Annotated in this window: 18 protein-coding genes; 5 read left to right on the top strand and 13 right to left on the bottom strand. The window is 28.4% G+C overall.

Going from position 1 to position 20994, the window contains the following annotated elements; all coding sequences use genetic code 11:
- Window positions 1-58 precede the first annotated feature (58 nt).
- The 3 genes from metF to NQ543_RS07665 are packed head-to-tail and all read left to right on the top strand — an operon-like array spanning window position 59 to window position 3913.
- Entirely contained in the window at window positions 59-949 is an 891-nt protein-coding gene (gene metF / locus NQ543_RS07655) for a methylenetetrahydrofolate reductase [NAD(P)H] (protein ID WP_004608681.1), read from the top strand.
- Window positions 942-1574 (top strand): hypothetical protein, encoded by a 633-nt coding sequence (locus NQ543_RS07660; protein ID WP_004608682.1) that lies wholly within the window; start codon window positions 942-944, stop codon window positions 1572-1574. The genes metF and NQ543_RS07660 overlap by 8 nt, the downstream gene beginning before the upstream one ends.
- Window positions 1556-3913 (top strand): homocysteine S-methyltransferase family protein, encoded by a 2358-nt coding sequence (locus NQ543_RS07665; protein ID WP_004608683.1) that lies wholly within the window; start codon window positions 1556-1558, stop codon window positions 3911-3913. Before NQ543_RS07660 ends, NQ543_RS07665 begins: the two co-directional genes overlap by 19 nt.
- A gap of 25 nt (window positions 3914-3938) precedes the next feature.
- On the opposite strand, the gene NQ543_RS07670 is transcribed toward NQ543_RS07665, so the two are convergent.
- From NQ543_RS07670 to NQ543_RS07690, 5 genes are all read right to left on the bottom strand, one after another.
- Window positions 3939-4220 carry a ParB/Srx family N-terminal domain-containing protein gene (locus tag NQ543_RS07670; RefSeq protein ID WP_004608684.1) on the bottom strand — a complete coding sequence of 94 codons (282 nt, stop codon included), beginning with the start codon at window positions 4218-4220 and terminating at the stop codon, window positions 3939-3941.
- Window positions 4220-5584 (bottom strand): UDP-N-acetylmuramoyl-L-alanyl-D-glutamate--2,6-diaminopimelate ligase, encoded by a 1365-nt coding sequence (locus tag NQ543_RS07675; RefSeq protein ID WP_004608685.1) that lies wholly within the window; start codon window positions 5582-5584, stop codon window positions 4220-4222. Before NQ543_RS07675 ends, NQ543_RS07670 begins: the two co-directional genes overlap by 1 nt.
- Before the next feature lie 107 nt (window positions 5585-5691).
- Window positions 5692-6117: a hypothetical protein gene (locus NQ543_RS07680; protein WP_004608686.1), complete on the bottom strand. Its 426-nt coding sequence runs from the start codon at window positions 6115-6117 to the stop codon at window positions 5692-5694.
- 2 nt (window positions 6118-6119) lie between these two features.
- A complete protein-coding gene (locus NQ543_RS07685) occupies window positions 6120-6596 on the bottom strand; it encodes an RNA polymerase sigma factor (RefSeq protein ID WP_039903422.1) in 477 nt (158 codons plus the stop codon).
- 94 nt (window positions 6597-6690) lie between these two features.
- Window positions 6691-9291: a cation-translocating P-type ATPase gene (locus tag NQ543_RS07690; RefSeq protein ID WP_004608688.1), complete on the bottom strand. Its 2601-nt coding sequence runs from the start codon at window positions 9289-9291 to the stop codon at window positions 6691-6693.
- Between the two features lie 294 nt (window positions 9292-9585).
- Here NQ543_RS07690 and NQ543_RS07695 point away from each other — a divergent pair, with 294 nt between their 5' ends.
- Both NQ543_RS07695 and NQ543_RS07700 read left to right on the top strand, forming a co-directional pair.
- A complete protein-coding gene (locus NQ543_RS07695; protein WP_004608689.1) occupies window positions 9586-10461 on the top strand; it encodes a LysR family transcriptional regulator in 876 nt (291 codons plus the stop codon).
- Window positions 10462-10535: 74 nt separating this feature from the next.
- Window positions 10536-11108: a GNAT family N-acetyltransferase gene (locus NQ543_RS07700; RefSeq protein WP_004608690.1), complete on the top strand. Its 573-nt coding sequence runs from the start codon at window positions 10536-10538 to the stop codon at window positions 11106-11108.
- Window positions 11109-11305: 197 nt separating this feature from the next.
- Here the strand turns inward: NQ543_RS07700 and NQ543_RS07705 are convergent, their stop codons facing one another.
- From NQ543_RS07705 to NQ543_RS07740, 8 genes are all read right to left on the bottom strand, one after another.
- The gene (locus tag NQ543_RS07705; protein ID WP_004608691.1) at window positions 11306-12364 is read right to left on the bottom strand and encodes a competence/damage-inducible protein A; all 1059 of its coding nucleotides are present in this window, start codon (window positions 12362-12364) and stop codon (window positions 11306-11308) included.
- A gap of 278 nt (window positions 12365-12642) precedes the next feature.
- On the bottom strand, window positions 12643-14040 hold the full coding sequence (ffh, locus tag NQ543_RS07710) for a signal recognition particle protein (protein WP_004608692.1): 1398 nt from the start codon (window positions 14038-14040) through the stop codon (window positions 12643-12645).
- Window positions 14041-14052: 12 nt separating this feature from the next.
- The gene (gene ylxM, locus NQ543_RS07715) at window positions 14053-14382 is read right to left on the bottom strand and encodes a YlxM family DNA-binding protein (RefSeq protein ID WP_004608693.1); all 330 of its coding nucleotides are present in this window, start codon (window positions 14380-14382) and stop codon (window positions 14053-14055) included.
- Between the two features lies 1 nt (window position 14383).
- Window positions 14384-15367, bottom strand: a complete 984-nt coding sequence (ftsY, locus tag NQ543_RS07720; protein WP_004608694.1) for a signal recognition particle-docking protein FtsY — start codon at window positions 15365-15367, stop codon at window positions 14384-14386.
- Between the two features lie 11 nt (window positions 15368-15378).
- Window positions 15379-18324 (bottom strand): chromosome segregation protein SMC, encoded by a 2946-nt coding sequence (locus NQ543_RS07725; RefSeq protein ID WP_004608695.1) that lies wholly within the window; start codon window positions 18322-18324, stop codon window positions 15379-15381.
- A gap of 16 nt (window positions 18325-18340) precedes the next feature.
- Window positions 18341-18913 (bottom strand): xanthine phosphoribosyltransferase, encoded by a 573-nt coding sequence (locus NQ543_RS07730; RefSeq protein WP_004608696.1) that lies wholly within the window; start codon window positions 18911-18913, stop codon window positions 18341-18343.
- Window positions 18914-18916: 3 nt separating this feature from the next.
- Complete coding sequence (locus tag NQ543_RS07735; protein WP_004608697.1) at window positions 18917-20311, bottom strand: HAMP domain-containing sensor histidine kinase; 1395 nt, start codon at window positions 20309-20311, stop codon at window positions 18917-18919.
- Complete coding sequence (locus tag NQ543_RS07740) at window positions 20308-20979, bottom strand: response regulator transcription factor (protein WP_004608698.1); 672 nt, start codon at window positions 20977-20979, stop codon at window positions 20308-20310. Before NQ543_RS07740 ends, NQ543_RS07735 begins: the two co-directional genes overlap by 4 nt.
- Between the last annotated feature and the right edge of the window lie 15 nt (window positions 20980-20994).

The following is a 20994-nucleotide window of genomic DNA, read 5'->3' on the forward strand; positions in this document are numbered from 1 at the left end:
GACGATATACCTCAATTATCGCTATAATAATCATAATATTTTATTGGAGGGAAGAAGTATGAAAATTATTGATTTATTACATAAAAGACCGACATTATCGTTTGAAATATTTCCACCTAAAAATTATGATGGTGATATTAGTTCAATCTATCAAACAATTGATGAGTTATCAAAATTAAAACCTGATTTTATTTCTGTAACGTATGGGGCTGGGGGATCGACTACTAAAAATACAGTTGAAATTGCTTCAAAAATTAAAAATGACTACAACATTGAAGCTGTTGCTCATTTAAGTTGTATCGATGCTTCACCTAAACAACTTATTAAAATTATCGATGCTTTAAAAGAAAATAAAATTGAAAATATTTTATCATTGCGTGGTGATTATCCTAAAGATTATGATCCTAAGAATACATATCATTATTTTAAATACGCTAGTGAATTAAATGAATTTATTACCAAAAACTATCCTGATACTTTTTGTTTAAGTGGTGCTTGTTATCCTGAAGTACATCAAGAAGCTACTTCATTAGAAAATGATTTAGATGCTTTGAAGAAAAAAGTTGATGCTGGAGCACAATATTTAATTACTCAAATTTTCTTTGACAATAACTATTATTATCGTTTATTAAGAGAAGCTAGAATCAAAGGCATCAATGTCCCTATTATTGCTGGGATAATGCCAGCAACTAATTCTAAATCATTATTAAAGATTGCTAAACTTAGTGGTAGCAATATCCCATATAATTTATCAGCAATGATTGAACGTTTCAAAAACAATCCTAAAGCTATGAAAGAAGTAGGAATCAATTATGCTGTATACCAAATAATCGATTTGATTACTAATGGTGTTGAAGGAATTCATATTTATACGATGAATCGACCTGAAATAGCCAAAGAAATAATCGCTAGAATAGATAATATTTTAAAAGAATTTATCAATGATTAAAGAAAATGCTTTAAAGTATTTAGGTTATTTAAATAATCAAGTCGATAAAAAAACTGATTTATTATTGGATGAATGTTTACAAGAAATATCAAAGATTCAACCTAAATTCATGTATCAAATTTATACATTAAAACATCATCCACTAAAAATAAAAGAATTAGATATTTCATTAGATTATCCTGAATTAATCGATTTGTTTGATAGTTGTAATAAAGTAGTTATTATTGCTTGTTCATTAGGTATTGAAATTGATAAAATGCTTCGTTATTATGCAATGATCGATATAACTAAAATGACTGTCTTAGATGCGTTAGCTAGTAGTTATCTAGAAGCTAAATGTGATGAATTTGAAAATAAGCAACATTTTGGTAGTCATACTTATCGTTTTTGTCCTGGTTATGGTAGTGTACCTCTTGAACTAAATAAAAAATTATCACAAGCTTTAGCTTGTGATAAACATATTGGGTTAACTGTCCAGGAAAACAATCTATTGATTCCACAAAAATCAATGATTGGATTAATCGGTATTGGGGATACAAGAAAGATTAGACATTGTTTTTCATGTGTTAATTTAAATGATTGTATATATAGAAAGAAGGGACAAAGATGTTACAAGAAAGATTGAAAAAAGAAATTTTAGTTTTTGATGGTGCCATGGGAACACAATTGCAGGCCGCAAAATTAAAAGCTGGAGAAATTCCTGAGTATTTAAATATAACTGATCCATATTTAATTCAAAAGATTCATCTTGACTATTTAAATGCTGGTGCTAATTTTATTACAACTAATACATTTGGAGCTAATCCATTAAAATTAAAAGATGCGCCATATCAATATAATGAAATAATTGAAACTGCGATCAATAATGCAATTATAGCTCGTAAAAAAGCTAATCGAGAAAATGACAGTTATATTGTTTTAGATATTGGACCAATTGGACAATTACTAGAGCCAATGGGTACTTTGACTTTTGATGAAGCTTATGAAATTATAAAAAAGCAAGTTTTGATTGCAAAAGATAAAGTTGATGCGATTTTATTAGAGACATTTACTGATATTTATGAAGCTAAAGCTGGTATTTTAGCTGTTAAAGAAAATAGTAATTTACCAGTTTTTGTAACAATGACATTTGAAAGTAATTTAAGAACTTTATCAGGTTGTGATCCTATTACAATGGTTAATGTTTTAGAAGGATTAAATGTTGATGTATTAGGTGTTAATTGTTCTTTGGGGCCAATTGAATTAACTCCAATTATCAATGATATTTTAAAAGTTGCTACTGTCCCTGTGATGATTCAACCTAATGCTGGATTACCATGCTTAGTCGAAGGTAAAACGTGTTATAACATGGATATTGATACATTTGTATCAAAAAGTATTGAACATGTAAAAAATGGTGTACGAATCATCGGTGGTTGCTGTGGAACTACACCAGAATTTATCGCAAGATTAAAAGATGCTTTACCTGAAAAAATTACTTTAACTAAACCAGTGATTGCAACTAGGGTATCTAGCGGTAATCAAACAGTTGAATTTGGTCATCATATTGTTGTTTGTGGTGAACGTTTAAATCCAACTGGGAAAAAGAAATTAAAACTAGCGTTAAAAGAAGAACGTTATGATGAATTGATTGTCGAAGCAATTAAACAAGATCAAGCTGGTGCTCATGTACTTGATGTTAATGTTGGACTTCCAGGTATTGATGAAGTTAGTACAATGAAAAAAGTTATTAAGTTATTACAAGAAGTAATTTCATTACCATTGCAAATTGATAGTTCTAATCCTGAGGCAATTGAACAGGCATGTCGTTATTATAATGGTAAACCATTGATTAATTCAGTTAATGGTAAAATGGAAACAATGGAAGCAATTTTTCCTATTGTAAAAAAATATGGTGGGGTCGTAATTGGTTTAACATTAGATGAAAATGGTATTCCATCTATGGCAAAAGACCGCTATGAAATTGCTAAAAAAATCATTGCTACTGCAAAAAAATTTGGTATTAGTAAGGAAAACATTATTATTGACTGCTTAGTTTTAACTGTTTCTGCTCAACAAAAAGATGTTATAGAAACAATTAAAGCTGTAAAAATGGTAAAAGAATTAGGGGTTCATACTGTTCTTGGAGTTAGTAATGTTTCATTTGGTTTACCTAATCGACCATTATTAAATAAAACATTTCTTACAATGGCTATGACTAATGGATTAGATTTACCAATCATCAATCCTTTAGATCAAGAATTGATGGCAGCTATTGATGCCTTTAATGTTTTATTTAATTATGATCATGATGCTACTAATTATATTCAAAAACAATCTAATCAAACTATTACAAGCCAATCAAAACCATCAGATTTTAGCTTAAATGACATTATTATTCATGGTCTAAAAGAAGAAGTTATAAATGCAACAAAAAAACAACTAGAAAAACAACCTGGTTTACAAATTATCAACCAAATTTTAATTCCAGCTTTAGATACTGTAGGAAAACAATATGAAAATAATATCATTTTTTTACCACAACTAATTCAAGCAGCTGAAACTTCAAAAATAGCTTTTGGTGTAATTAAAGAAACTTTTAAAGAAACTTCAGCAACTAAAGGTCCTATTATTATGGCTACTGTTCATGGTGATATCCATGATATTGGTAAAAACATTGTCAAAGTGGTTTTAGAAAGTTATGGATATAAAATAATTGATTTAGGTAAAGATGTACCACCTGAAACAATTGTTGAAGCATATCATAGGCATCAACCAAAAGCCATTGGTTTAAGTGCTTTAATGACTACTACTGTTGTTTCCATGGAAAAAACTATTGCATTATTAAAAGAAATCGATAATATGTGTCCTATTTTTGTTGGAGGTGCTGTATTAACAGCTGATTTTGCTAAAGAAATAAATGCTGATTTTTATGTTAAAGATGCTATGGATACAGTAGAATTAATGAATAAGATAGTCAAATAAAAACTGTAACAAAAGTTACAGTTTTTTAATGCATATTTTTTGAACGCCAACAATCATTAGAACGACTATTACCATTATTCATTACAATAATATTTATCTTCCGTCTTTTAAAATAAATCTCTTCTTCTTTCATATCCATGATTGCTGATAAACGCTTATGACCATCTTGACAATAATATTTACCATCTTCAATAACTACTTTTATAGGAAACGATAAGCCAATTCGTTTAATTGATTCATACATACTTTTTCGATAATCTTTTTTAATAAAAATAATCTCTTCAATATCGACTTGTTGAACTCTCATTAACAATTACACCCATCAATACACTTAAGCACTTCTTCTTGATCGCTAAAATGTCTTTTACCATCTTTTGTTTCTTGATAATTTTCATGACCCTTTCCTAAAATCATCAAAATATCATTTTCATCAAGCATTTTTACTCCTTTATAAATAGCATCTTGACGCTCAACAATGATTTCAAAATTATCACTAATTAAATTAGCTGTAATATCATTTAAAATAGCTTCTGGTTCTTCTTTACGAGGATTGTCACTTGTAAAAATAACATAATCGCTATTATCTACTGCAATTTTACCCATGATTGGACGCTTAGTAGCATCACGATTACCACCACAACCAATTATTGTAATAATTTTTCCTTTTTTGAACTCTTGAGCACTTTTTAAAACATTTTCAACTGCATCAGGGGTATGAGCATAATCAACAAAAATACTATTTGTATTATATTTTATCAATTCCATTCGTCCAGCTGGAGCTTTTAATTTTTCATTTAACAATAAAATATCTTCAATCTTAAACCCTAATTTATTTACTAATAATAACGCTGTTAAATAATTATAAATATTATATCTACCAACCATATTTAATCTTACATGGTAGCTATTATCTAAATATCTAAAATCAAATTCAGTTCCTAAGTGTGAAAAATCAACATTTTCAATTTTTACATCACGATCAATAACAATATTATTATTACCCTCTAACATAAAATGTTGATGATGAATATCATCCCCATTGATTATTGCAATTTTGTTATTTCTTGTTTTTTCAAATAATTTTCTTTTAGCATTAGCATAATTTTCCAATGTTTTATGATAATCAAGATGATCTTGAGTAAGATTAGTAAAAGCAACTTCATCAAACTCTAATCCATAAATTCTCTGTTTTGCTAGAGCATGCGAGCTTACTTCCATTACAAAATATTCTACTCCATTATTTTTGGCTTCTAATAACATACTGTATAATACATCAACATCTGGGGTAGTATTAACAACTTCTTTTTTTATATTACCATAATAAAAACCAACAGTTCCTAAATAAGCCACCTTTTGTTTTAACATTGATAACATTTGATAAATCATTAAACAAGTTGTTGTTTTTCCATTAGTTCCCGTAACTCCAATTAATTTAATGTCTTTAATCAAAGGATAATAGTTTTTATATAAATATTCATTTAAATACTTACGTGTATTTTCAACAATCACCGTTTCAACACTATAATTACCATGTTCAGCAATTATTTTAGTTGCTCCATTAGCTATGGCTTGTTCGATATAATCATGTCCATCTCTAACCACATTAGTAATTGCAATAAATGTATCTCCAGGTTTTACTTTTCTTGAATCTGTTTTTAATAAAATTTCCATCTATTTCACCTCATATGTTTTTATTATAGTACAAACAAAAGAAAAAGTCTTTACTATTTTATTAAACATTAAAATCTCACATTATCAAGATGTGAGATTTTATATGTTTATTTATTTTCGTTTATTTCAATATTTCCTTGACCATTGTCATTATTTATTTCAATATCAGTTTTTAACCCTTCTTTTTCTAATTCACTTTTATTTACATCTATTTCATTTTGACTTGTATCATCTTTATATTTAATCCAAATATCTCCATTTTCATCAACGTATTGTTCACCTTCCATTTCACGTTTTTGATTATCATCACCAATTAAAATAACTTTAACTGTATTTTTAAGTGTATTGCTAATTTTGCCTTGACTTAAAGCATCAACAGTAGTGATTCCTCCTAATAATAAAATACATGTAACTGCACTAAATAATGCTTTTTTTAATTTCTTTTTTTTCATGATTCTATTCCTTTCATAAAGAGTATAAGCAATTCTATCACTAGTCATAGTTTTTATTTTATTAGTATCAATTTGTTGCATCTTTATTCTCTCCTTAATTTTTTTCTGATTCTATGTAGTTTTACTTTCATATAATTAGTTTTTTGATTTTTCATTTTAGCAATTTCCTTGATTTTATATCCTTCAATATAATAAAGATGAAATATTTCTTTTTCTTGATCAGTTAATTGTTTCATTTTTTCTTCTATAATCAACATATAATCAAATTCATCTTCTTTGTATCCTTGTTTATTTAAAAGTTGATCATCATATTCTAGATATTGATTTATTTGTCTTAATTTATTATAAGTACAATTTTTAGCAATAGAAGCTAAATATGATTTTATATTTGTTTTGATCTTATCTTGATTTTTCCAAAAAAGATAAAATGTATCAGCCATAACTTCTTCGATATCTTGATAAGATAAGATATTTCCTGCTAGATTATGAATAATTTTAAATATGTAAGGACTATATTCTTCTATGATTAAATCAATGTTTAGTTCAACATTGTTTTTCAAATTGATACCTCCTTTGAATCGATTCACTATATAGACAATAAATAAGTCATAATGGTTACAAAAAAGGATAGATTTTACTCTATCCTCTAAATTCTTATCTATTTCTAATCCATTTAAGTAATTGGATTATTGGTAAATTTGCTAACGCTAAACCATAAACAGTAAATAATTGTGGCATTGTTAAAGTTTGTACTTTAAACATTGTTTGTAAAAATGGCATTGTAACTACTAATGTAATTAACACAAACCCAATTAAAAATGCACCTTGTAAAAACTTATTATTGAAGAATCCCTTTTTAAATAAAATAGGACTTTTTGATTTACAGTTATATCCATGAACTAATCTAGATAAACATAATGTTGCAAAAGCCATTGTACTAGCTAAAGTAGCATTTTTATCTTGATATCCAATTGTAAATGCAATCATTGTCATTACTGCAATTACAAATCCTTCAATTCCTACACTAGTTAAAAATGGTTTAGTTAAAATTGATTCATTCATTGGTCGTGGTTTTTCTTCCATTACTTTCTTACTATGTGGTTCTAATCCAAGTGCAATTGCCGGTAAACTATCAGTAAGCAAGTTAATAAACAATAAATGCACTGGTGCAAATGGAACCGGTAATGCCATAACTGAAGCATATAAAACTGCTAAGATACCTCCAAAGTTACCAGACAATAAAAATTGAATAGCATCTTTAATGTGAGCATAAACATTTCGTCCATTTTCAATTGCTTTAACAATTGTCGCAAAGTTATCATCTGTTAAAACCATTGATGCTGCATCTTTAGAAACCTCGCTACCAGTAATTCCCATTGCAACACCAATATTAGCTTGTTTTAAAGCCGGCGCATCATTAACACCATCACCAGTCATCGAAACAATATTTCCTTTTTCTTGCCATGCACGTACGATTCTAATTTTATGTTCTGGAGAAACCCTTGCATAAACACGTTTATCTTCAACAAAATCTTTTAACTGCTCATCAGTTAAATTATCGATTTCACTACCTTCAACCGCTTGTGATTCATCAGTTAAAATACCAATTCTTTTAGCGATAGCTGAAGCTGTAATTTTGTGGTCACCAGTAATCATAATTGGTATAATACCAGCTTTGATACATTCTTCTACCGCGGCAGCACTTTCAACTCTTGGAGGATCCATCATTGAAATTAAACCTAAGAAAATTAAATCATTTTCATCTTCAGGCACTAATGTTTTTTCTTGATCAAATTTTCGATAAACAACTGCTAATACACGTAACCCATTTCTTGAAAATTCTAGATTCATTTCATTGATATTTTTAATATCATTTTCATTAATTGGTAATACTTCACCATTTTTTCTAATATATTTTGTTCTTTTAATTAAAACATCAACGGCACCTTTAGTAACCATTGTATAACCATCTTTTAAAAGATGGAATGTAGACATCATTTTACGATCACTATCAAAAGGTAATTCGCTTAATCTTGGATATGCTTTTCTAACTCGTTGTGGTGGAATTCCTAATTTATCTGCTAAATTAATTAATGCTGTTTCTGTAGGATCTCCAATTTCTTCTCCATCGATATTAGTTGAATCATTACACAAAATACTTAATCTCATCAAATCTTTATGAACTGGATTAGATGGATCGATATCTTTAGCCATGATTCTTTTTTCATCAATATAATAATCTTCAACTGTCATTTTGTTTTGAGTTAAAGTTCCTGTTTTGTCTGAACAAATAATTGAAACACTACCCAATCCTTCAACAGCTTGTAATTTACGAATAATGGCACCTTCTTTAGCCATCTTTTGTGTACCAAAAGATAATACAATTGTTACAATTGAACTTAAAGCTTCAGGAATTGCAGCTACAGCTAAAGCAACCGCAAACATAAAGGCATCGCCAATATTTCCACCTTGATAAATATTTAATCCAAATAAAATTGCACAAAATACGATAATTATAATTGATAACTTTTTACCAAAATTATCTAAATTAACTTGTAATGGTGTCTTTTTTTCTTCAGTAGACTTTAATAATTGGGCAATTTTACCAACTTCTGTTTCCATTCCAATTGCAGTTACTAAAAATTTTCCACGTCCATAAGTAACAAAGCTACCAGAATAAACCATGTTCGTACGATCACCTAAAGCTACTTGACCATCGATAATATCAGTTTGTTTTTCAACAGCTAAGCTTTCTCCAGTTAATGCACTTTCATCAACTTTCATACTCGCATTTTCAATAATTCTTCCATCTGCAGGAATGTAATCTCCAGCTTCTAAATGAACCTCATCACCAATTGTCACTTCTTTACTTGGAATTTCAATAATTTTTCCATCTCTTAAAACTTTAGCACTTGGCGATGATAATTCTTTTAAACTATTCAATGACTGCTCAGCCTTAACTGTTTGAACAGTACCTAAAATAGCATTGATTGTAATAACAATTAAAATTACTATTGCACTTTCTATATCACCTAAAAAACCAGATATCAATGCTGCAACGATAAGAATTATAACTAGAAAATCCTTATATTGCTCCAAAAAAATCATTGGAATACTTTTTGCTTTAGTTTCAACTAGTTCATTTAAACCATATTTTTCTTGATTAATTTTAACTTGTTGATTACTTAACGGTTCTAATGAACCATTGACTTCTTGACGAACAGAGTCAATATCTTTGTTGTAAAATGCGCTCATATTTTTTCCTCCATTTTTTTACACACAATAAAAGAGACCCCTATTGCATGTTTATGATGCAATAAAAGTCTCGCTGTTCCATTACGTTCCGGATGAATAATCATCGTATTGACGAAAGCGTAAACACTTATACGTGCCAGCTACTCCCTTTTATTTATGTATAGTATTATACCCTTTTTTCATAAAAAATTCAACCAATTTATTACTTAATTTGACTTGAGCATTAGATAATTATATTATAGCTTTAGTTATTAGAATAACTAACACATCGATTTTATTATATGGAGTACTTATATGAATATCAAACTTGAACAATATAAAATATTTAATGAAGCTGCAACAACACTTTCTTTTTCTACTGCCGCTAGAAATTTATTTATTTCTCAATCTGCAGTTTCACAAACAATCAGTAGTATCGAAAAAGAATTACAAACACAACTATTTGTACGTAATTCTAAAGGAGTTAGTTTAACTAAAGAAGGAAAATTATTACATCAACAAATCGACCAAGCCCTATTTTTAATTACAGAAGCAGAAAATCAGTTATCGAATTATCATGATTTAAAAGATGGACAATTAGTAATCGGGGCAGGTGATAGTTTTAGTGAATATTTTCTAACAGATTATATTGTTAAATTTAAACAATTGTATCCTGGAGTTAAGATAAAAGTAATTAATCGCACTAGTTTAGAAACTAGAGAATTGTTGAAATCTGATCAAATAGATATCGGTTTTTTGAATTTACCAATTAAAGATGATTCTTTAATCATAAAAGAATGTTTTCAAGTTCATGATATCTTTGTTTCTAAAAATAAAGATGAATATTACTATACATTTGAAGAAATTGTTAAAAAGCCATTAATATTATTAGAAAAATCATCAAATACTAGAAATTATCTTGATAATTTCTTTGCAAAAAAAGGCCTATTACTCAAACCAACTATTGAACTTGGAGCTCATAATCTACTATTAGATTTTGCTCGTGCTAATCTTGGAATATCTTGTGTTATTAGAGAATTTTCTAAAAATTCATTAAATTCAAATGAACTTTATGAAATCAAATTAAAAGAAGCTCTTCCTGTACGCAGTATTGGCTATGCTTATCCAAAACGCCGAACTAAATCTGCTGCCGCTAATAAATTTATTGAATTAATCGAAGAAGAAATTTAAATGCTATTTAACCCCTTTATAAAATAATATTCCAGTAATTTTTATAAATTATGATTCATTGAGGAGAAAATAAAATGGCTATTTCAAAAATCGAAACTAATAGACTTATATTAAGAAAATTTAAAAAAAAAGATATCCAAGCTTTATATTTACTTTTAAAAGATGAAGAAGTAAATACCTTTTTGCCATGGTATCCTATAAAAAATATAAAAGATACCGAAGACTTTTATAAAAAACGTTTTGTAAATAAAGAATATTGTTTTGCAATTTGTTTAAAAGAAAACGATAAGCTTATTGGCTATATTAAAGTAGACATGGATGATAGTCATGATTTAGGCTATGCCCTTCATAAAGAATTTTGGCATAAAGGAATTGCATGTGAAGCAAGTAAGGCTCTTATTAATCAATTGAAAAAAGATGGTATACCATACATTACAGCAACTCATGATAAAAATAATCCAAGAAGTGGAAAAGTAATGCAACAAATAGGAATGAAATATTGTTATTCTTATAAAGAATATTGGCGACCAAAAAATTTTTTTGTTACATTTAGAATGTATCAATTAAATCTTGATAAACAAAAAGATAGAGTATATCAAAAATACTGGAATTTATATGATACTCATTTTATAGAGGAAAACATCTAGATTTTATCTATTATATATTTTATCGACATCAATTTAATTAAAATAGCTTTTTATTAAACATCTTATTATCTAATCATATGTTATAAATGAAATATATTTACTAAATTATATAATTATGAAAAAAAGAAAGAATTAATTTTATTGGTATCCAATAACTTTAATCCTTTCTTATTTTTAGTCATAATTAAATAAAGTAATTATTTGGTTAAAAATTGGTATAATTTACTAATAATTTTTGATTCTAATTTACTATATGATAGAGTTGGATCTTTTAATAAAGGTACTTCAAAACTATCTTCATTGCCTAAATAATCAAATTTAATTTTAATAATTGCTCCTAAACGATGTTTTATACAATCAACTTCTATTGTTAATATGTCTTTTGTACAATTATTTCCTAAATTAAAATCATCTCTTAATCTAAAATCATCACATTCGTATTGAATTACATATGATGGCATAATTTTTGCTAGTGCATCTTTTAGATGTACTTCTTTTATAATATAATCACCTACTAGTAATTCAATTTTTTCTTTGATTGTTTTAACTTTATCATCAGCAACTTGTTGATTAGAAGCTTTACAACCTAAACGAATTCTAACTGTTTCTTCTGAAGCATATAAAGCAATACTAATTTCATCTTGATGATATATCATATCTTCCAATAATTCATCGATTTTACTTTCACCAATTCCAATTGTTAAAATATCATATGTATAAATAACATCTTTTTTATACTGCATTAAATAATCTTTTAAAACATGATCTACTACATATTTCATTTCCTTTGGTGGACCAGGTAAATTAATGATCATTTTTTCATCCTTAGACATGACACAACCATTAGCTGTTCCTACCTCATTTTCTAAAACAAAGCAATCTTTAGGAAAATATGCCTGCTTAAAATTATTATCGGGAATTTTTTCAACTCCAGTAACAAAGCGACACTTTTCATCCACCTTTTTAGCTTCATCATCTAAATATACCATTTCTAAGCCTAAAAATTGAGCTGAAAGCTCTTTGGTAAGATCATCTTGAGTTGGCCCCAAACCACCTGTGGTAATAACACAATCACAGCCACGATCAAAAGCTATTTTTAAACATTCTTTAAAACGTTTAGGATTATCACCTACTGTAGTTTGATGATATACATTAAAACCTAAATCTTTACACATTTTTTGAATATAGGTAGCATTGGTATTAACAATTTCACCTAATAATAATTCTGTTCCAACATTTATAATCTCAACATTCATTTATTTTCCCTACTTTCTAGTTATATTATAAGTATTCATCATTATTTTTCCAAGAGAAACTTTATTTTACCTAAAGCTATTTTATGTCATTATTATATAAAAGATAATTAAAAGAATAAAAATATACATTACAATATATTATGTATCATAACACTGATCAATATTTTAATTTTTTTGATAGGATGATTGATTAAATTACTGTTTTTAAATTAGAGATTGCAACTATATTTTGTAAAAATCATATGTAAATAAAAAATCTATGTAAAATTACATAGATCTTATTTTTTCTTTTTCTTTTTATGACGTACTTTTTTACGATTAGCATTACCCACATGTGGATTTTTTGATTTTATTCCATGTGTAGGCATTCCAGTATTAGGATCAAAATTACCTAACATGCTCATCATTTTCTTTGATTCTTCAAATTGTTTTAATAAACGATTAACAGCTGCAATATCTTTACCGCATCCTTTAGCAATTCTTTCTTTACGAGAAAGTGTAATGATACTAGGATTACGACGTTCTTGTTTAGTCATTGAAAAAATGATTGATTCAGTTTCTTTTAATTTACGGTCTGAATCTTCATCATTTAATTTAGGTAATTTTGGCATTCCAGGTATCATTTTTAAAATACCTGAAAGTGGACCTAATTTTCTTAATTGCTGCATTTGTGAAAGCATATCATCAAGACCAAACTGACCTGATTGCATACGTTTATATACTTTCATTGTATCTTTTTCATCATAAACATCTTGGACTTTTTCAACTAATGATACAACATCTCCCATTCCTAAAATACGATCTGCCATACGATCTGGATAGAATAAGTCAATTGCATCTAATTTTTCACCAGTACCGATAAATTTAATTGGTACATGGGTAATATGTCTGATTGATAAAGCACCCCCACCACGAGAGTCCCCATCTAATTTTGTAAGTACTGCACCAGTAATGCTTAATTGTTCATTAAATGAACTAGCAACATTGACAATATCTTGTCCAGTAAGAGCATCAACTACTAATAAAATTTCATGAGGATGAGCAATTTCTTTAATATTTGATAACTCTTGCATTAATGGTTCATCAATATGTAAACGCCCAGCTGTATCGATAATAATTACATCATTGTTGTTTTCTCGAGCAAAACGCATTGCTTCTTCAACAATTGATTCAGCTGATTGTGATGTTCCTTTTTCATATACGGGAATATTTAATTGTTCCCCTAATGTTTTTAACTGATCAACTGCTGCTGGACGATAAATATCGGCAGCAACTAATAATGGTTTTTTACCATTTTTCTTACTGATTAAATTTGCAATCTTACCAGCAGTTGTAGTTTTCCCAGAACCTTGTAACCCAACCATCATAATTACTGTTGGTTTTTTATTATAATCAATTGTAGCTACAGTTGTTCCTAATAATTCAACTAACTCATCATGAACAATTTTAACAACAACTTGTCCTGGTTTCAAAGAACCTAAAACATCTTGTCCTAATGCCTTTTCTTTAGTTGCTGCAATAAACTCTTTAACAACTTGGAAGTTAACATCCGCTTCCAATAACGCTAAACGAATTTCGCTTAGCATTTCTTCCATATTTTTTTCTGTTAAACGTCCTTGTCCGGAAACTTTTTTTAATGTTCCCTGCAGACGTTCTGATAATGAATCAAAAGCCATAAATACCCCTTTCTATATTTTCCTTAGCATCTCTAAATATTCTACTATTTCTTTATGCTCTAAAGACATATCATCTTCAATTCTTTTAATTAAGTCAAGTCTTTCTTGATGTTTTTTCATCAACTGAAGCTTTTCTTCATAATTTTCTAATAAATGAACAGCTTTTTTTAAATTATCAAATACCGCATTTCGACTAACATCTAAAATCTCTGCAATTTCCGAAAGCGAATAATCATCATGATAATAATAATCTAAATACATTTGTTGCTTTTCTGTCAATAAATCTCCATAGCAATCCATCAACAAATTAACACGCTGTTTTTTTTCTAAGCTAGATTCCATCTTATCCCTCAACTAAATTTTTACACAATCCATAAATATATTGATCTAAATCAAACTCTTGTAAATCATCAACACCTTCACCTAAACCAATAAATTTAACTGGAATATTTAATTGATCTTTAATCGATAAAACAATTCCACCTTTAGCTGTACCATCCATCTTCGTTAAAACAAGCCCAGTAATATCGGTAATTTTAGAAAATTCAACAGCTTGACTTACACCATTTTGACCAGTTGTTGCATCAATAACTAATAAAGTTTCATGTGGTGCATCTGGCACTTCACGTTTAATAATACGATTCATTTTTTCTAATTCTTTCATCAAATTAACTTTATTTTGAAGACGTCCTGCTGTATCACAAATCAAAACATCAACATTTTTTTCTTTTGCTTGTTTTAATGCATCAAAAACAACTGCTGAAGGATCGCCACCTTCACGTCCTTTAACAATTTCAACCCCAACACGATCAGCCCATACAGCCAATTGATCAATAGCACCAGCTCTAAATGTATCACCAGCTGCTACCATCACTTTTTTACCTTCATCTTGAACAATTCGATTAGCTAATTTACCAATTGTTGTTGTTTTACCAGCACCATTGACTCCAACCATTAAAATAACTGTTAAGCCTTCACTAGCATAATTGATCTTTGTTGTCATAACACTATCATTAGCATAAATAACAAACATCTTATCAACAATAATATCATTTATTTGTTTTGGATCCGTAATATTTTGAATACGTACTTCATTTTTAATTTCATCAACGATTTTCATAACCATCGAAACTCCAACATCAGACATAATCAAAATATTTTCTAATTCCTCAAAATAATCTTCATTGATTTCACGAAAGCGTGCTGCAAGTTCATTGATTCGATCAGAAAAAGTAACATTAGAACGATCTAAACCAGCAACATATTTTTCATTTTGCTTAGCTGATTTACCAACAAACTTCTCTTTAATCTTATTAAAAAATCCCATTTAATTCCCTCCTAACTTGGATCAGATATTTCAATTGCCTCTTCTAATTTAACACTTACTAATTTAGTAACTCCTTTTTGTTGCATCGTTGCTCCATATAAAAGATCACATTCTTCCATCGTTCCTTCACGATGTGTAACAACAATAAATTGCGTAGTATTTGAAAATTCTTTTAAATACTTAGCAAATCTTTCAACATTAGCAATATCTAATGCTGCTTCAACTTCATCTAAAATACACATTGGTACAGGTCGAACTTTTAAAATTGCAAATAAACATGAAATTGCAATCAAAGCCTTTTCTCCACCTGAAAACAATGTAATATTTTGAACTGCTTTACCTGGTGGCTGAACATCAATATCAATTCCTGTTTCTAAAATATTAGTTGGATCACTATATTTAATTTTAGCTACGCCACCACCAAATAAACTTCTAAAAACATGATTAAATTCAATATTTATTTTCTCAAAAGTACTACTAAAGCGATCAATCATAATCTCATCCATCTCTTTAATAGCTTCTAAAATACTATCTTGAGCTTGCATTAAATCAATTCGTTGACGATTCATATTTTCATATCGTTCACTTATTTTTTTATACTCTTCAATTGCATCAATATTAACATTACCAAGTCTTGAAATTTTAGTCCTTAATTCATAAACATCTAATTTTGCTTGTTCAACATCAATATTTTCATGATAATGCTCAAGAGCATATTCATAAGTCATTTGATATTCATCATTTAAACGCATCAAATGATTATTAAGCATTGTTTCTAATTTAGTTGCATTTATTGCACTAGTATTTATTTGACTTTGAATTTCTTTTAAATCTTTACGATACTGTCTTAATTCAACTTCTAAACTTTCATTTTGATTAACATAAGACATTCTAAGTTCACGTTTAGATTTTATTTCTTCAGTTAAATCATCGCGATACTTAATTGCTTCATTTAACTGATCAATTAATTTATTTTCTGTTTTACCACTAGCAAAATCCTCTAATTCTACACTTTGATCAGCTAATGCTTCATACTCTGATTTAGCTTTAATTAATTCTTCTCTTTTAGCTTGAACAACAACTTCTAATTTAGCATAAGCCATTTGCTTTTGTAATAATGTATGTGAAACTTCTTTAATTTCATTATCCAAAGCACTATGTTGATTACGCTTATTAACATATTCCTTTTCTTGCTTTTCAAGTAAAGCTGTAACTTCTTCTAATTCCTTTTTTTGTAGTAATGATGATTTATGACGATTAAAACTACCACCTGTCAAAGAACCACCAACATTAACAATATCTCCATCTAAAGATACAACTTTATAACGTTCGAATGTTGCTTTACTAATCTCATTAGCACAATCAATATCTTTAGCTACAATAATATTTCCTAATTGACTCAAGACAACATTTGCAATCTTTTCATCAAACTCGACAAAATCACTAGCAACTCCAAGATAACCTTCCATAGTTTTACTAACGATTAAATGTTCTTGGCGAACACTACGAGATTTCATTGTATTGATTGGTAAAAATGTTGCTCGACCAGCTTTATTAGCCCTTAAAAACTTAATTGTCTCACGGGCTGTTAAATCATCTTCGGTAACAATAAATTCAATTGCTCCAGCTAACGATGAAGAAACTGCCAATTCATAGCCCTCTTTTGCATTAATTAAATCGCCTAAAATTCCAATAATATTTTTATTGTTTTTACTTAAAGATAATACTGTTTTAATGCCATTATTATAATTAGACTTATTTTCAACAACATCTACTAAAATTTCTTTACGTGATTTATTTTTATTAATTTCATTATTTAAATTTTCAATTTCATCTTTTAAATCATTTAGATTTTTATTACGTTGATCTTGTTTTTCAACTAATTCGTTTAGCTCTTTTTCAGTAGTTTCTAAACGTTCCACACGATCATTATATTCACTTACAACATCTCCTAAGATAGCCTTCATATTGGCTATACTTTCTTGTAAGTTTTCTTTACTTAGTGTTTCTAAAGCATGTTTTCTTTTTTGATCAATTTCAACTTTTGTTGTTTCTAATTTAGAAACATTAGATACTGCTTCTAATAACTTAGTTTGAAGTACATTTATTTCTTGATCTAAAGTAAACATTTTCTTTTTAATTTCATCATTACTATTTTCCTTTAAATGAATGTCAGTTTCTAAAGAAACTTGACGTTCATTTAAATCTTTGATCATTACACTAAACTCATCTAATGATTTTTTAGCCTCACTAATTTCATTAATTAAAACATTAACCTCAATAGAAGTTAGTTTTTCTTTTAACGCTAAAAACTTCTCTGCTTTTTCTTTTTGACGTTTTAAAGGACCAACTTGTTTTTCAAGTTCAACTACAATATCACCAATTCTATCTAAATTTTCAGTAGTTCTTTCTAACTTACGAATCGATTCTAATTTACGTTTTTTATACTTAGAAACTCCTGCTGCTTCTTCAAAAATACCACGTCGCTCTTCTGGTTTACTATCAGCAAAACTAGAAATATTTCCTTGCGAAATAATCGATAAAGAATCTCTACCTAAACCAGTATCCATGATTAAATCAACAATATCTTTTAAACGACATTGTTGTTTATTAATCAAATATTCTGCTTCATTATTTTGACGATAAAGCCTTCTAGTAATTTCTACTTCATTATAATCATATTTCATATATCGATCCGTATTATCAAAAACCAAAGTAACTTCCGCTAGATTTTGAGCACGACGATCTTCACTCCCAGCAAAAATAACATCAGACATGCTCGAACCGCGTAATGATTTAACAGACTGTTCACCAAGAACCCATCTAATTGCATCAGCAACATTAGATTTTCCACAGCCATTTGGCCCTACAATTCCAGTGATTCCTGGTTGAAACTCAATATTAACTTTATCGGCAAATGATTTAAAACCATGTAATTCAATTCTTTTTAAATACATTTGTATCCCCTTTTCATTATCTTAAGATCACTTTTCCATCTTTAAAATCATCTACGATTGCTAATGATTCAACACGATATCCTTTTTCCTCAATTAATTTACGACCATCTTGGAATCCTTTTTCAATTACAATTCCAACTCCAGCAACGTTAGCATTAGCTTGATTAATAATATTAATCAGACCCAAAACAGCTTGTCCGTTAGCTAAAAAATCATCAATGATTAAAATATTATCATCTTCACTTAAATATTTTTTACTAACAATTGCATCATAATCAATTCCTTTTGTAAAAGAATGAACTTTTGCTGTATATAGATGGGTACTTGTAGTTTTTGCTGTTCCTTTTTTAGCAAAAACAACTGGTACATCGCCTAATTCAAACGCTGTTGCTAAAGCAATTCCAATTCCAGAAGCTTCAATCGTTAAAATTTTATTAATTTTAGTATCTTTATAACGTTCTTTAAATTCTTTTGCAATTTGACGATATAATGTACAGTCAATTTGATGATTCAAAAAACTGTCTACTCGTAAAACATTAGGCATAATTACTATTCCATCTTTTAAAATTCTTTCCTTCAATAATTCCATGTATTAATCCTTCCTATTCAATGATAATTTTTCTTTTAAATCAAAAGTTTTTCTTTCATTTGGTAATTTAATTATAAAAGTAGATCCCACATCAACTTGTGATATTACATCAATATTACCATGATGTAAATCAATAATTGATTTAACGATCGATAACCCTAAACCATTACCTTCAACACTTCGTGCTTTATCTTCACGATAAAAACGTTCAAAAATATGAGAAATAACTTCTTTAGACATTCCTCGACCAGTATCTTCAATTGACACTTCAACTTCTTTTGAAGTCTTTTTTACTTTGATTGTAATTAATCCACCATTATCAGTATATTTAATTGCATTAGAAATGATATTGATCCAAACTTGTTCTAAGCGCTGTTCATCACCATTTACGGTAATATCTTTACGAGGTTTTTCAAATACAATTTCAATATCTTTTAAAATAGCTTGATTTTCTTGGGTTGAAATAACTCTTGATAATTGTTCTACAATCGAAAAAGTAGTATATTCTAATTCCACTTCCTCACGCTCTAGTAACGTTAACTGTAACATATTTTTAGATAACGTTGATAGACGTTTAGAATGAAATAAAATAATATCAGCATATTTTTGACGTTGACTTTTTGGTAAGTCTTCATCTTTTAAAATATTTGCAAATCCTTGAATTGCAGTTAATGGTGTTTGAAATTCATGAGAAATATCTGAAATAAATTTTTGACGTGTTTCTTCTTGCTTGGCTAATTGTTGTGCCATCTGATTAAATCCTTGATTTAATTTCGATATTTCATCATCACCAACATAATTTACTCTAACATTATAATTACCCTTAGATAATTCTTTAGTTGCATTAGTTAATCTAGTAATCGGTTTAACAATAATATCAGCAATAGCAATAAAAACTAGATTCCCTGATAAAAATACACATCCTAAGATCAATACTGCTGAATTTGCGAAAATACCTTTTTCATAACTAGTATCTTTTTGAACGTACATATAGACATCTTTATCTTTGATATTAACTTTTTTTCCATATGATTGAACACTATTTTCTTGATGATAATACCCATCTTTACGCTCATCATAATAATATTTTTGCATTGTTTCTTTTGATGGTATGGTTGAACCATCACCATATTGATAATAGCCATAATCAGGTGAAAAAAGCGTAATATTAACTTCCGAACTAATTGCATATTGATTCATTGTATTACTTACATTTGCATCTTCTAAAATATTTAATATTCCGGCTACATATTCACTAGTAGCATTTAATTCATTTTTAGCCATATCTTCAATTTGATCATAATTACTTCTTAACGCAACGTACCCAGCAACCGAAAAGCTAAAAACAATCGTTATTAAAAAGCCACAGATCAACTTGCCATAAATCGATTTCATCATTCAACTTCTACCTTATATCCTAGTCCTCTTACTGTAACAACTTTAAAACCTGGTAAATGTCCTAAATTTTCACGAATTCGTTTAATATGTACATCAACTGTACGATCAAATCCATCATAGTCCATTCCCCATATTTTTTCAATCAATTGTTCCCGACTAAATATTTGATCAGGATGTTTAGCTAATTCAAAAACTAATTCAAATTGCTTTAGCGGTAAATGAATAATTTCATCATGATATCTAATTTCATATTTTTCGCCATCAAACTCTACATCATTTAATTTAATAATATTTGATGTATTGACACTATACCTTTTTAATACCGCTTTAACTCTCGCCATTAATTCAGTTGGATCAAATGGTTTAACAACATAATCGTCTACCCCTACTGAAAAACCGCGAAGTTTATCCTTACTTTCACCCTTTGCAGTTAACATAATTACGGGAATATCTTTAAACTCTTTTAAATTTTCAACTAATTCAAAACCATCCATAACTGGCATCATTACATCAATGATCCCTAAGTCGACATATTCATTTTCAAAAATGTCTAAAGCTTCTTCACCATTACTTGCTTCCAACATTTCGAAACCTTCTTTATTTAAATAAAAGCCGATTAATTCACGAATATCTTTTTCATCATCGACTACCAATACTCTTGGCTTCATATAAACACCTCAATT

The organism is Thomasclavelia spiroformis DSM 1552 (genome assembly GCF_025149465.1).
Classification (GTDB): Bacteria; Bacillota_I; Bacilli_A; order Erysipelotrichales; family Coprobacillaceae; genus Thomasclavelia; species Thomasclavelia spiroformis.

Bases quoted from the DNA above. Each gene is read 5' to 3' on its own strand.
- metF (WP_004608681.1), top strand. From the start codon at position 59: ATGAAAATTATTGATTTATTACATAAAAGACCGACATTATCGTTTGAA.
- NQ543_RS07660 (WP_004608682.1), top strand. From the start codon at position 942: ATGATTAAAGAAAATGCTTTAAAGTATTTAGGTTATTTAAATAATCAA.
- NQ543_RS07665 (WP_004608683.1), top strand. From the start codon at position 1,556: ATGTTACAAGAAAGATTGAAAAAAGAAATTTTAGTTTTTGATGGTGCC.
- NQ543_RS07670 (WP_004608684.1), bottom strand. From the start codon at position 4,220: ATGAGAGTTCAACAAGTCGATATTGAAGAGATTATTTTTATTAAAAAA.
- NQ543_RS07675 (WP_004608685.1), bottom strand. From the start codon at position 5,584: ATGGAAATTTTATTAAAAACAGATTCAAGAAAAGTAAAACCTGGAGAT.
- NQ543_RS07680 (WP_004608686.1), bottom strand. From the start codon at position 6,117: ATGCAACAAATTGATACTAATAAAATAAAAACTATGACTAGTGATAGA.
- NQ543_RS07690 (WP_004608688.1), bottom strand. From the start codon at position 9,291: ATGAGCGCATTTTACAACAAAGATATTGACTCTGTTCGTCAAGAAGTC.
- NQ543_RS07695 (WP_004608689.1), top strand. From the start codon at position 9,586: ATGAATATCAAACTTGAACAATATAAAATATTTAATGAAGCTGCAACA.
- NQ543_RS07700 (WP_004608690.1), top strand. From the start codon at position 10,536: ATGGCTATTTCAAAAATCGAAACTAATAGACTTATATTAAGAAAATTT.
- NQ543_RS07705 (WP_004608691.1), bottom strand. From the start codon at position 12,364: ATGAATGTTGAGATTATAAATGTTGGAACAGAATTATTATTAGGTGAA.
- ffh (WP_004608692.1), bottom strand. From the start codon at position 14,040: ATGGCTTTTGATTCATTATCAGAACGTCTGCAGGGAACATTAAAAAAA.
- ylxM (WP_004608693.1), bottom strand. From the start codon at position 14,382: ATGGAATCTAGCTTAGAAAAAAAACAGCGTGTTAATTTGTTGATGGAT.
- ftsY (WP_004608694.1), bottom strand. From the start codon at position 15,367: ATGGGATTTTTTAATAAGATTAAAGAGAAGTTTGTTGGTAAATCAGCT.
- NQ543_RS07725 (WP_004608695.1), bottom strand. From the start codon at position 18,324: ATGTATTTAAAAAGAATTGAATTACATGGTTTTAAATCATTTGCCGAT.
- NQ543_RS07730 (WP_004608696.1), bottom strand. From the start codon at position 18,913: ATGGAATTATTGAAGGAAAGAATTTTAAAAGATGGAATAGTAATTATG.
- NQ543_RS07735 (WP_004608697.1), bottom strand. From the start codon at position 20,311: ATGATGAAATCGATTTATGGCAAGTTGATCTGTGGCTTTTTAATAACG.
- NQ543_RS07740 (WP_004608698.1), bottom strand. From the start codon at position 20,979: ATGAAGCCAAGAGTATTGGTAGTCGATGATGAAAAAGATATTCGTGAA.